The organism is Arthrobacter sp. D1-29 (assembly GCF_054130585.1).
The window spans coordinates 4,269,860-4,282,426 of the sequence record NZ_CP096383.1; the positions used below are offsets into that span (position 1 = coordinate 4,269,860).

The 12,567-nt window shown below is 64.5% G+C and carries 12 protein-coding genes; 8 read left to right on the forward strand and 4 right to left on the reverse strand.

Annotated features, from left to right (window positions below):
- Positions 1–96 precede the first annotated feature (96 nt).
- Positions 97–294 (reverse strand): hypothetical protein, encoded by a 198-nt coding sequence (locus tag M1E17_RS19375; RefSeq protein WP_457963543.1) that lies wholly within the window; start codon positions 292–294, stop codon positions 97–99.
- Positions 295–649: 355 nt separating this feature from the next.
- Between M1E17_RS19375 and pucL the strand changes: the two genes are divergently transcribed.
- Complete coding sequence (pucL, locus tag M1E17_RS19380; RefSeq protein ID WP_457963544.1) at positions 650–1,558, forward strand: factor-independent urate hydroxylase; 909 nt, start codon at positions 650–652, stop codon at positions 1,556–1,558.
- A 212-nt stretch (positions 1,559–1,770) separates the two neighbouring features.
- Complete coding sequence (locus M1E17_RS19385; RefSeq protein WP_457963545.1) at positions 1,771–3,276, forward strand: nucleobase:cation symporter-2 family protein; 1,506 nt, start codon at positions 1,771–1,773, stop codon at positions 3,274–3,276.
- Positions 3,277–3,356: 80 nt separating this feature from the next.
- Here the strand turns inward: M1E17_RS19385 and M1E17_RS19390 are convergent, their stop codons facing one another.
- A complete protein-coding gene (locus M1E17_RS19390; protein WP_457963546.1) occupies positions 3,357–4,112 on the reverse strand; it encodes an IclR family transcriptional regulator in 756 nt (251 codons plus the stop codon).
- A 204-nt stretch (positions 4,113–4,316) separates the two neighbouring features.
- Here M1E17_RS19390 and M1E17_RS19395 point away from each other — a divergent pair, with 204 nt between their 5' ends.
- From M1E17_RS19395 to M1E17_RS19420, 6 genes are all read left to right on the forward strand, one after another.
- Entirely contained in the window at positions 4,317–5,774 is a 1,458-nt protein-coding gene (locus M1E17_RS19395) for a malic enzyme-like NAD(P)-binding protein (protein WP_457963547.1), read from the forward strand.
- Positions 5,775–5,838: 64 nt separating this feature from the next.
- A complete protein-coding gene (gene aceB, locus M1E17_RS19400) occupies positions 5,839–7,452 on the forward strand; it encodes a malate synthase A (RefSeq protein WP_457963548.1) in 1,614 nt (537 codons plus the stop codon).
- Positions 7,453–7,455: 3 nt separating this feature from the next.
- Entirely contained in the window at positions 7,456–8,730 is a 1,275-nt protein-coding gene (locus M1E17_RS19405; protein ID WP_457963549.1) for a DUF6986 family protein, read from the forward strand.
- Positions 8,731–8,746: 16 nt separating this feature from the next.
- Positions 8,747–9,559 carry a bifunctional allantoicase/(S)-ureidoglycine aminohydrolase gene (locus M1E17_RS19410; protein ID WP_457963550.1) on the forward strand — a complete coding sequence of 271 codons (813 nt, stop codon included), beginning with the start codon at positions 8,747–8,749 and terminating at the stop codon, positions 9,557–9,559.
- A 191-nt stretch (positions 9,560–9,750) separates the two neighbouring features.
- A complete protein-coding gene (locus tag M1E17_RS19415; protein WP_457963551.1) occupies positions 9,751–10,908 on the forward strand; it encodes a serine hydrolase domain-containing protein in 1,158 nt (385 codons plus the stop codon).
- 149 nt (positions 10,909–11,057) lie between these two features.
- Positions 11,058–11,429 (forward strand): hypothetical protein, encoded by a 372-nt coding sequence (locus tag M1E17_RS19420; RefSeq protein ID WP_457963552.1) that lies wholly within the window; start codon positions 11,058–11,060, stop codon positions 11,427–11,429.
- Positions 11,430–11,485: 56 nt separating this feature from the next.
- On the opposite strand, the gene M1E17_RS19425 is transcribed toward M1E17_RS19420, so the two are convergent.
- Together M1E17_RS19425 and M1E17_RS19430 are read right to left on the reverse strand one after the other, a co-directional pair.
- Positions 11,486–12,205 (reverse strand): HAD family hydrolase, encoded by a 720-nt coding sequence (locus M1E17_RS19425; RefSeq protein WP_457963553.1) that lies wholly within the window; start codon positions 12,203–12,205, stop codon positions 11,486–11,488.
- Positions 12,205–12,420 carry a hypothetical protein gene (locus tag M1E17_RS19430; RefSeq protein ID WP_457963554.1) on the reverse strand — a complete coding sequence of 72 codons (216 nt, stop codon included), beginning with the start codon at positions 12,418–12,420 and terminating at the stop codon, positions 12,205–12,207. Before M1E17_RS19430 ends, M1E17_RS19425 begins: the two co-directional genes overlap by 1 nt.
- Positions 12,421–12,567 lie beyond the last annotated feature (147 nt).

Genomic DNA, 12,567 nt, shown 5'->3' on the forward strand with positions numbered 1-12,567 from the left:
ACGCGCTAATCACCTGGCGGCATGCAAAGACCCTGGCGACACCCGAATTCGGGTGTCGCCAGAGCTTTGGCGTGTCCTCAGCGAGGATGCGCGTCGTCAGCTTCGTGACGAACGCTGGCCACCGAAACCTGGCAGGCCGTGGATCCAGCGCGACAAGCGACCAGGGACGTGCTCCCAATCCGCCGGCAGATGGAAGTCCGGGTCCGTACCGCCTCCAAGGGGGAGGTAGAACTCCTGGACTGCGGGTGCCGCCGTGTTGGTCGGTGCAAGCTGCTTGGTGTCCTGCAGGTACATCTGGTCCTCCTTCAAAGCTAAGTGATCGGTAATTCCGGTAAGCGGAAACTAAATCTTGCTATGTGAAATAGCCTAAGTTGCTGGATGCCCCGCGTCAATGGCCAACGGAGCTGCCAGTCACAAACCGAATTTTCAGCTTGTGATGTACACCACGGCGTCGCTGGGTTATTCTGGGACTCAACTCGTGGCGCACGTCACGTAACCTGGGAGCAGCAGGCAGGGTCGTAATGAGCTGACATCTATTGATGTCGGCTCATTTTTTGTTGGGCCGACGGCACAAGAAACGCGTGGGAAACGCGCGCTTAATTTCTATGTGGAACTTTGGTCCCACATACCTGAAGTTGGGAATCTGACCATGAGCAGCAACATCATCCTCGGCCACAACCAGTACGGAAAGGCCGAAGTCCGGGTCGTCAAGATCACCCGGGACACGGACCGCCACGAGATTGAAGACCTGAACGTCACCTCGCAGTTGCGGGGCGACTTTGAGGCCGCCCACCGTGAAGGCGACAACGCCCACGTGGTGGCCACCGACACCCAAAAGAACACCATCTACGCCTTCGCCCGGGACGGCGTCGGCTCGCCGGAAGCCTTCCTGCTGCGCCTCGGCGAGCACTTCACCTCCAGCTTCGAATGGGTGTCCGGCGGCCGCTGGGAGGCGGAATCCTACAGCTGGGACCGGATCCAGGCGCACGGCGCCGAGCACAATCACTCCTTCGTGCGCAATGGCCAGGAAGTCCGGACCGCAGTCCTGGTGCGCGACGGCGCCACGGCCCACCTCATCTCCGGGCTGACGGACCTGACTGTCCTCAAGTCCACCCAGTCCGGCTTTGTGGGGTATCCCAAGGACAAATACACCACGCTCCCGGAAACCACGGACCGCATCCTGGCCACCGACGTTTCCGCCCGCTGGCGCTACAAGACCGGCACCGACTTCCGCGCCCTGGACTTCAACAAGAACTACGACGACGTCAAGGCACTCCTGCTCGAAGGCTTCACCGAGAAGTACTCGCACGCCCTGCAGCAGACCCTCTTCGACATGGGCACCAAAGTCCTGGAGGCCCACAGCGAGATTGATGAGATCAGGTTCTCCATGCCCAACAAGCACCACTTCCTGGTGGACCTCTCCCCGTTCGGCCTGGACAACCCCAACGAGGTCTTCTTCGCGGCCGACCGCCCATACGGGCTGATCGAGGCCACAGTCCAGCGCGACGACGCCACCCCGGCGGACATGGCCTGGTCCGGCATAGCGGGCTTCTGCTAAACCTTCGGCAACAAGTCCGCACCAACCCCAAACGCCCACCCCCAACCCAGCCCCCACCCCCGGAGTTTTTGTCCAGATCGGGCGACTTCAGACCCCCTGAACCCGCCGTATCTGACCAAAAACTCCGGGGGCGGGGGGGCCGTAAGCACCCCAGCAATAGCCAGACCACGTTAGCCAGACAAAGACGTCTGCCATGAACCAGAAAGTCTGCCGTGATTCTTAAGAAAAAGTCATCGAGCCCGGCCGCCAAAACAGGCCGCCAGCCCTCTGCCCGCCCCGAAGACCAGCGCCTCTCCATCGGCAGCAGCTTCGCCTACGGCTTCCAGCACGTCCTCACCATGTACGGCGGAATTATTGCGCCGCCGCTGATCATCGGCGCAGCGGCCGGGATGTCGTCGCAGGACATCGGCCTGCTGATCGCCGCCTGCCTCTTTGTGGGCGGCCTGGCCACAATCCTCCAGACCGTGGGCATCCCGTTCTTCGGCTCAAAGCTTCCGCTGGTCCAGGGCGTCTCCTTCGCCGGCGTCTCCACCATGGTTGCCATCGTCCACGGCGGCGGAGGCATCCAGTCGGTCTTCGGCTCGGTCATTGTGGCCTCGCTGATCGGCCTGGCCATCACGCCGCTGTTCTCGAAGATCATCCGCTTCTTCCCGCCGGTGGTCACGGGAACGGTCATCACCACCATCGGCCTGACCCTTATGCCCGTTGCCGCCAACTGGGCCATGGGCGGCAACAGCAAGGCGCCCAACTACGGGAGCGTGGCCAACATCGGCCTTGCCGCAGCCACCATGGGCATCGTGCTGCTGCTCAGCAAGGTGGGCAGCAGCACCATCTCCCGGCTGTCCATCCTGCTGGCCATGATCATCGGCACGGCCATCGCCTTCGTCACCGGCATGGCTGATTTCTCCAAGGTGGGACAGGGCGAGATCGTCGCGTTCCCCACCCCCTTCGCGTTCGGCCCGCCCACCTTCCATCTTGCGGCCATCATCTCCATGCTGATCGTGATCCTGGTGACGCTTACGGAGACCTCGGCGGACATCATTGCCGTCGGCGAGATCGTGGGCACCAAGGTTGATTCGCGCCGGATCGGCGACGGCCTCCGGGCAGACATGCTCTCCAGCGCCGTGTCCCCGCTCTTCGGCTCCTTCACCCAAAGCGCCTTCGCCCAAAACGTGGGGCTGGTGGCCATCACCGGCATCAAGAGCCGCTTTGTAGTTACCGCCGGCGGCGTGATCCTGGTGGTCCTGGGTCTGCTGCCGGTCCTTGGCCGGGTGGTGGCGGCGGTGCCCACACCCGTCCTGGGCGGTGCCGGCGTCGTACTCTTTGGAACGGTGGCCGCCAGCGGCATCAGGACCCTGTCCAAGGTGGAGTACCGGAACAACATGAACCTGATCATCGTGGCGGCGTCCATCGGTTTCGGCATGATCCCCATTGCCGCGCCTGCCTTTTACGACCAGTTCCCGTCCTGGTTCGGCACCATCTTCCATTCAGGCATCAGCTCGGCCGCCGTGATGGCCATCCTGCTGAACCTGCTGTTCAACCACCTCAAGGCGGGCAACTCCGAGAACCAGTCCGTCTTTGTGGCGGGCACCGGGCGCGTGGTCCGGGAGGAGGACCTGAAGTGCCTGGCCGACGGCGACCGTTACGAAGGCGGCAAGCTCATCGACTGTGACGGCAAGGAAGTCCCGGTGGAGTCGTCGTCGAAGTCTGACCACTAAAGAACCGGTCACCAGGCGTGAACTGGCAGCAGATGCCCTCAAATGGAAGATTTGAGGTCATTGGCTGCCAGTTCGCGCCTTCAGTTGCGGTTGAGCTCGTTCGAGATGGCCTCGGCGGCTTCGCGCAGGAGCGGCACGGCACGTTCACCGAAGGACTGGTCCACGCGGGACACCGGACCGGAAACGGAGATGGCCGTCGGCGTAGGGGCGTTCGGCACGGCCATAGCGAAGCAGCGGACACCCAGTTCCTGCTCCTCCTCGTCAATGGAGTAGCCACGTTCACGGATCCTGCCCAGGTCCGCGAGCAGGGACTCAATGTCGCCGATGCTCTTGGCGGTGGGGGTGGGCATGCCGGTGCGGCCCACGATGCCGCGGACGGCGTCGTCGTCCAGCTGGGCCAGGATGGCTTTACCCACGCCGGTGTCATGCATATGGGCGCGGCGTCCAACCTCGGTGAACATCCGCATGGAATGCAGGGAGGGGACCTGGGCCACGTAGATGACCATGTCCGAATCAAGCACGGCCATGTTGGAGGTCTCCCCCAGCCGGTCCACCAGGGATTTGAGCTGCGGGCGGGCCACTGCGCCAAGCTGCTTGTTCGCTCCTTCGCCCAGCCTGATGAGCCGGGGACCCAGCGCGTAGCGGCGGTTGGGGAGCTGGCGGATGTAGCCCAGGGTCACCAGGGTGCGCAGCAGCCGGTGGATGGTGGGCAGCGGAAGATCAGTCGAGGAGGAGAGTTCACTCAATGTGACGTCTCCCCCGGCGTCGGTGATCAGTTCCAAAAGTTCAAAAACGCGCTCTACGGACTGCACGCCTCCGGGGCTTTTTTCAGCCATCTACCAGTCTCCTGCGGCTCGGTTCCGACAACTCTTATCCGCATCGTGAAAAGAATTGGCCTAGATAACCCAACATACCTCACGGATCTCTTCGCAGTCGAAGGGCCCGTGGGCTTGTAATTCCACAAAGCAGATAATAATATCCATAATACGAAAACAGTCAGGCAAGATCACTGCCCGCCAAGGCCAACAGGAGGACATTCAATGGCGAATCCCAGCCCCGGAAACTCGATCACCCTTCGCGTGGAGGCCCCTTCCAGCTTCTCCGCCACCAGTGAGCTCGCCGCTGCCGTCGGAGCGGCCGGCGCTGCCATCACCGCGCTGGACGTCAGCGAGTCCCACCACGAAACGCTGGTAGTGGACGTCACCTGCAACACCACAGACGACGAACACGCCGGCAGGGTCAAGGATGCCCTCAACGCGCTCGACGGCGTCACGGTCCAGCACGTCTCGGACCGCACCTTCCTGATGCACTTGGGCGGCAAGCTCGAAGTTGTCCCCAAGGTAGCCCTCCGCAACCGCGACGATCTCTCCCGCGCCTACACTCCCGGCGTCGCCCGCGTCTGCCTGGCCATCGCCGAGGACCCGTCCGCAGCCCGCAATCTCACGGTGAAGCGGAACACCATCGCCGTCCTCACCGACGGTTCCGCGGTCCTCGGCCTGGGCAACATCGGCCCCGCCGCCGCCCTGCCGGTAATGGAGGGCAAGGCTGCGCTGTTCAAGCAGTTCGCCAACGTGGACGCCTGGCCGGTCTGCCTCGATACGCAAGACACCGAAGAAATCATCATGATTGCCAAAGCAATGGCCCCCGTCTACGGCGGCATCAACCTCGAGGACATCGCGGCGCCGCGCTGCTTCGAAATCGAAAACCGGTTGCGGGCGGAACTGGACATTCCGGTCTTCCATGACGACCAGCACGGCACCGCGATCGTCACCCTGGCCGCCCTGGTCAACGCCCTTCGGGTGGTGGGCAAGAAGCTCGGCGAGGTCCGCATTGTTGTCTCGGGCGTGGGTGCTGCAGGTTCCGCCATCATCCAGCTCCTGAAAGCACAGGGCGCGCAGCACATCATCGCCGCCGGCCGCTCCGGCGCGATCCATGCCGGTGAAAAGTACGGCGACGAACACCGCAGCTGGATTGCCGCCAACACCAATGAAGAGGGCTTCGCGGGTACCCTGCACGAAGCCCTCAAGGGGGCGGACGTCTTCATCGGCGTCAGCGCCCCGCACGTGATCGGCGAAGAGCAGGTGGCCTCGATGGCGGAAAACGCCATCGTCTTTGCCATGGCCAACCCCACTCCGGAAATCGACCCCGTCATCGCATCCCGGCATGCAGCCGTCGTGGCCACCGGACGCAGCGACTTCCCCAACCAGATCAACAACGTCCTGGCGTTCCCCGGCTTCTTCCGCGGCCTCCTGGACGCCGGCGCATCGGACGTCACGCCGGAGATGCTGGTGGCCGCCGCCGAGGCAATCGCCAGCCGGGTAGCTGACGATGAGCTTAATGCCAGTTACATTATCCCCAGCGTCTTTGATCCCCACGTAGCCGCCGATGTCGCCAGTGCGGTTGCCCACGCGGCCGCAAACCCGGCAGCGGCAGTTACCCCGCCCGCAACCGCACAGCCCGAAGGTGCGGGAGCCCAAACCGCCTTCGCCTCCGCCTGATGCTCCGCCTGATTCACTGCAAGATATGCAGCCAAAGCATTCGCAGCCAACGAAAGGACCAGCAATGGCCATCACCGTCACAGACCCCCGGCCGATCGAACGCGCGGAGGAGATCCTCACCCCCAAGGCCCTGGCGTTCATCGAAGAGCTGCACAACCGGTTTGCCGGCACCCGCAATGAGCTCCTCGCCGCCCGCGGCGTCAAGCGCCAGCGGGTTGCGGAAACCGGCAAGCTGGACTTCCTGCCGGAGACCCGGGACGTGCGCGACGGCGACTGGAAAGTTGCGCCTGCGCCTGCGGCACTGCAGGACCGCCGGGTTGAAATGACCGGCCCGGCTTCTCCCGCCAAGATGGCCATCAATGCCCTGAACTCGGGCGCCAAGGTGTGGCTGGCCGATCTGGAAGACGCCAGCACCCCCACCTGGCGCAACGTCATCGACTCCATCCTGAACCTGCGTGACGCCGCGCAGGGAACCCTCAGCTACACCTCGGATGAAGGTAAGGAATACACGCTCCGCACCGACGCGCCGCTGGCCGTTGTGGTGGCCCGCCCCCGCGGCTGGCACCTGCCGGAAAAGCATCTGCTGCTCGACGGCGAACCGGCCGTGGGTGCGCTGGTGGACTTCGGCCTGCACTTCTTCCACGTGGCCAAGCAGCTGGTCCTCAACGGCCATGGCCCCTACTACTACCTGCCCAAGATGGAGAGCCACCTTGAGGCCCGGCTCTGGAACGACGTGTTTGTCTTTGCGCAGGATTACCTGGGCCTGGGCCAGGGCACCATCCGGGCCACGGTGCTGATCGAAACCATCCCGGCGGCGTTCGAAATGGACGAGATCCTGTACGAGCTGCGCGACCATGCCTCGGGCCTGAACGCCGGCCGCTGGGACTACCTCTTCAGCATCATCAAGTACTTCCGCGACGCCGGCGAGGAGTTTGTCCTGCCGGACCGCGCTTCCGTGGTGATGACGGCCCCGTTCATGCGCGCCTACACCGAGCTGCTGGTCAAGACCTGCCATCACCGCGGGGCCTTCGCCATGGGCGGCATGGCCGCCGTCATTCCCAACCGCCGGCACCCCGAGGTCACCGAGGCGGCCTTCGCCAAGGTCAAGGCCGACAAAACCCGCGAAGCCAACGACGGGTTCGATGGCTCCTGGGTGGCCCACCCGGATCTGGTCCCCATCTGCCGCGAGGTGTTCGACGCCGTCCTCGGCGACCCGGAAAACGGAGGCCGGCCCAACCAGCTGGACAAGCAGCGCCCCGAGGTGTCGGTGACGGCAGGGCAGCTGCTGGACATCGCCTCGGCGGACGGCCAGGTCACCGAGGCCGGGCTGCGGCTGAACCTGTATGTCGCCGTCGCGTACACAGCCGTCTGGCTGTCCGGGAACGGCGCGGTGGCCATCCACAACCTGATGGAGGACGCGGCAACGGCGGAGATCTCACGCTCCCAGGTGTGGCAGCAGATCCGCAACAAGTCCGTCCTGGCGGATACCGGGAACACGGTGACCCGGGAGCTGGTGGAGCGCATCCTCGGCGAGGAAACGGAGCGGCTCCGCACCGAGTTCGGCGACGAAGCCTTCCGCCGGTACTACGGTCCGGCCAGCCAGCTCATCGCGGACATCTGCCTGTCAGAGGACTACACCGACTTCCTCACCACTCCGGCCTACGAACTGGTGGACTGAGCCGTGGCGGCATCCCCCACCCAGGCCCTCGCCGCGGCGGACCTTGCCAGGATCGACTCCCAGCTGGCGGACACCGACCGCCTGCTGGAGCTGCACTACCCCGGCGACGACGGCTCCCGCCAACCCATCCACACGGTCTATGTGCCCGCAGACCGTTTCACGCCGTCGCTCCCCGCTGACTGGGGCGCCCAGGCCATCGCGACGGCGGAGGGGCACGGGGGCCTGGAAAGGCTCGCCGGGCTTCTGGGCCAATCCCTGGCGCTGGGTGCCGCCGTCGCGTCCCGGGTTGCGCACAAGCTGGCCAATGAGCCGATCGAGGACCTGCGCCTTGACTTCGAGGACGGCTATGGCGACCGCGGGGACGAGGCAGAGGACGCCGACGCCGTTGCTGCCGCCGGCCTGGTTGCCGACGCCGTTGCTGCAGGGACTGCACCACCTTTCATCGGGATCCGCTTCAAGTGCTTTGAGGCCCCTACCCGTGCCCGCGGCCTGAGGACGCTGGACCTCTTCGTCTCGGCCCTGGCTGCCGCCGGAGAGCTGCCGGCGGGCCTGGTGCTGACGCTGCCTAAGGTCACCACGGTGGCGCAGGTGCAGGCGATGGATTACGCGGTCGCCAGGCTGGAGGAAGTCCACGGGCTGCCGCACGGCCGGCTGCGCTTTGAGGTTCAGGTGGAGACGCCCCAGCTCATCCTGGGCCCCGACGGCACGTCCCCCGTGGCACGGCTTGCGCATGTTGTGCCCGGGCGCATCAGTGCCCTGCACTACGGCACCTACGACTACAGTGCCTCGCTGCAGATTTCGGCCGAGTACCAGTCCATGGAGCATCCTGTTGCGGATTTTGCCAAGGAGACCATGCAGCTGGCGGTAGCCGGGACAGGTATCCGGCTCTCAGACGGTTCCACCAACATCATCCCGGTGGGCGACAACGTGGAAAACGCCTGGCGGCTCCACGGCCGGCTGGTGCAGCGCTCCCTGGAACGCGGCTACTACCAGGGCTGGGACCTTCATCCCGCCCAGCTGCCCAGCCGTTTCGCGGCGACGTACGGGTTCTACCGGCACGGACTGCCTGCTGCCGCCGCACGGCTGCGAAATTATGTGGAGCAGACCGAAGGCGGCGTGATGGATGAACCGGCAACGGCCCGGGCCCTCGCGGCGTTTGTGCTGCGAGGCGTCCAGTGCGGCGCTGTCGGCGCCGACGAAGTCCAGGCGCTTGCCGGCGTCGGGCTTTCCCGGCTCACCGCGCTGGCGCATCCGCGGCTGGCCCCTTCCAACTCATAAATAAAAGGATTTCACCATGGGCAAGTACTACTCCCCCCAAGGCGGTTTACCGCCGCAGACCCACCTGACCACCGAGCGCGCCATCGTCACCGAGGCCTACACCGTCATACCCAAGGGCGTTATGACGGACATCGTGACCAGCAACCTGCCGGGCTTTTCGAACACCCGCGCCTGGATCATTGCCCGGCCCATTTCCGGGTTCGCCACCACGTTCTCGCAGCTGATTGTGGAGATCGGCCCCGGCGGCAGCGCACCCAGGGCGGAGTTCGAGGCCGGTGTGGAGGGCGTCATCTTCGTTAGCCGCGGCAAGGTCAACCTCACCCTGGACGGTGAATTGCACCGGCTGGAGGAGGGCGGCTACGCCTACCTGGCTGCCGGTTCACACTGGGGACTGGAAAACGTCTCCGACGACGTGGTGTCCTTCCAGTGGATCCGCAAGGCGTACGAACGGCTGGAAGGGTACGAGGCCAAGTCCTTCGTCACCAGTGACCAGGAAGTGGAGCCCCGTGAAATGCCGGACACGGACGGCGCATGGAAGACCACGCGCTTCGCTGACCCCAACGACCTTGCGCACGACATGCACGTGAACATCGTGACCTTCCAGCCCGGCGGCGTCATTCCTTTCCCGGAAACGCACGTGATGGAGCACGGGCTGTATGTGCTCGAAGGCAAGGCCATGTATCTGCTGAACAACGACTGGGTGGAAGTGGAGGCCGGCGACTTCATGTGGCTCCGCGCCTTCTGCCCCCAGGCATGCTACGCCGGCGGTCCGGGCCCGTTCCGGTACCTCCTCTATAAGGACGTCAACCGGCAGATCCGCCTGACCTGACCCAGGCGCCCTATCCCAACTGACTCGCAGTTAACGTCGTCAAAACGCGATTTCGCGACGTTAACTGCGAGTCAGTTGGGATTAAGAGGGGTTACTCGCGGCCTTGACCCGCTTCCGGCCTGGCGAGGAGCATTGATGGTGCCGGCCCCGTGGTGTCCTGAAGTTCGGGCCGGCACTAAGGATCTGAGGACATGTCAGGAGCCAGGACGCAGCACACTCTGGGACGGATCGCCGCTGCGTTGTCTGTGGCCCTGCTGGCCACCGCTCTGGACGGCTGCACGTTCGGCCCCCGTCCCCCTGATGAGCAGGAGACGGCAGGGCAGCATCAGGGGCTGGAGGCATTCAGCAGGCAAATGCTCGATGAGGGCGCCCCGGCCGTTCTTATCGAACTGCGGCACGGTCCAGACGTATGGACCCACGGGGCAGGGGTACGGAACCTGGAAACGGGGGAACCCGTCACGGCGGCAGATCCGTTCCAGGTGGGGAGTATCTCCAAGTCAATGGTGGCCGTATCCGTCCTGAAGCTGGTTGAGGAGGGCCTGCTCAACCTGGACGCACCCGTGAGCGCTTACCTGCAAGAGTTCGGCACGGTGCTGCATCCGCCGCGGCCGGTCACGGTACACCAGTTACTGATCCATGAATCTGGACTGCCCGATTTCATCGCTCCCCTGCTGGCTTCCGCACCGCCACCGGAATTCCTGAACAGGCCGCTCAGCCTTGAACAGCAGCTGGCCCTGGCCGCCACGGTCCCGTGGGAACGCAAGCTTGTCCAAGGTTTTGAATACTCGAGCTCCAACTACTCCGCGCTTGGACTGATCGCCCAGCGGATCCGGGGTCAAAAAATCGCAGACGTCCTCAAAAGTGACATCGCGGATCCCCTGGGCCTACGGGAAACCCGGCTGCCCGGCGCGGGGCCTCCGCCCGAAAACATGGTCCACGCCTACATTACGGTGGCCGGCAAACGGCTGGACGTAACGCATCCGGCCTGGCTGGCCGAGCTGGCGCCGGGGGGCGTGGTATCCACTGTCAACGAGGTAAACACCTTCTACTCCGCCCTCCTGCAGGGGAAGGTCTTGGCTCCCGCAACTATGGCAGGGATGCGCGGCCAGGACGGTGCACGGTATGGCCAGGGGCTGCAGAAATGGAACGACCTGTGCACCAACAGGTTCTACTACGGCCACACGGGCGACGCCGACGGGTACGGAACCGTCTCCATGACCAGCGAGGACGGCACCCGGCAGCTCACCCTGGCCGTTGCCTACCCGCCGGCACCTCCCACCTTGAGCGTCAATCCACTGATCTCCGATCTGGAAGACGTGGCCCAGGAGACGCTGAATGATTTGTGCTGACCCGCCGGGGCTGGCCAGCAACTCGCCAGCAAAAGTAAGCAGACTGTCGAAATTGCTTGAGATGGCGGACCAACCCTCATAGCGTTGGAACCAATACAGCGCTGGGCTCAAAGAATTGCGCCCAGGAAACAGAATCAGGAAGGACCGCCATGACGCTCTACCAGCCGGAACCTGTTGAGATTTCCACCCGGATACGCCCCGGGGAATGGACGGAATCCAGCCTGGAGGAACTAGTGACCACCTACCGGGCCCAGATCCTGGCCATGGGCGCCAGGGTCTCGGACGTCGTGACGGATGTTGAGCGGAACGACGACGGGTCCGTCAAGGTAGCGGTGTCCTGGGCCAAACCCGCGCTAGCGGACGAGACGCTAGCGGACCAGACGGTGGCGGATGAAGCCGTAGCGGATGACCTTGCCACGGAAAGGAACGCGGGGGAAGCCACCGCAGTCCCCAGGGATACTGTCCCCAGCCACGGAACAACCCGGCATACCGGCACTACGGGCGGCAGCAGCACTGTTTAGCCCCGCCAGCCAGCCACTGTTTAGCCCCTTTAGCCAGCCCCGTTTAGCCGCACGAATCAGGCATTGGAGACCAGCGGGAACAGCCTGCCGATGGCGCTGGCCTGCAAGTTCTCCAGAAGATCCCGCGGGCCCTCGTACACTTCAAGCGCACCGGCATCCCTGAGTTCAGCCGCACTGGTCCCCCCGCTCGTAACGGCCACCACCGGAATGCCGAGGGCGGCTGCCGCCTGCAGGTCCCATATCGCATCGCCCACATAGAGGGCATCAGCTGCCTGGACGCCTATGGCCTCCAGGGCGGCCACCAGGATGTCGGGCGCGGGCTTGCTCTCCTTCGCATCATTGGCGCTGGTTGCGGCGTGGATATAGGCATCCGCCCCGAGGGCCATCCTCAGCGCATTCAGGTCCTGCTCGCGCGCGGACGAGGCAAGGGCTACAGCCAGGCCGCCGGCGTGACACTGTGCGAGCAGGTCCCGGGCTCCGTCAAATGCCCGGAGCGCCGGCCAATTCACGGCAAAGAGGGCAGCATGGCTGGCCATAATTTCGCCGTCCCCGCCCTTGTCGCGGGCGGCCGGGAGAAGGGCGTCCACCAGGCGGTCCCCGCCCATGCCGACGCACCGGTGGATGGAAACCATCGGGACGTCGTACCCCTGCTGCCGGAAGGCCTGCCACCAGGCAAGCGTGTGCAAGTAGGAGGAGTCCACCAGTGTTCCATCCACGTCAAAGAGGACTCCGCGGCGCGGTCCGGGGCCTGTGGGGCCGTTTCCCTGCGGCCCCATCAGCTAATCGCAGCCCGCCTGGCTCCGGCGAGCTTCTTCTTACGGGACGCGGCATCAACCTTCGGCGAGCTCACCTGGCGTACCCGCTCCCTGAGGACGGAGCCTGCACCATCGCGGCTGCAGTCCCGAATCAAACCAGTGCCTGCGATTTCGCGGGCCATGGCCACGCCGGCCACAGCCGCACGTTTCGTGGGAAAGGTAACCGAAATGGCCATCAGGTTTCCTGAACCATCCAGCATCCTGACCCTATAACCACCATCAGGCGCATCTACTAGCTCGAAATAACCGGCCATTCCTACCACCCCTTCGTCAGTCACGGCGCTGTGCTTTGGTAAGCACACCATGAAGTATTAGTAAGTATA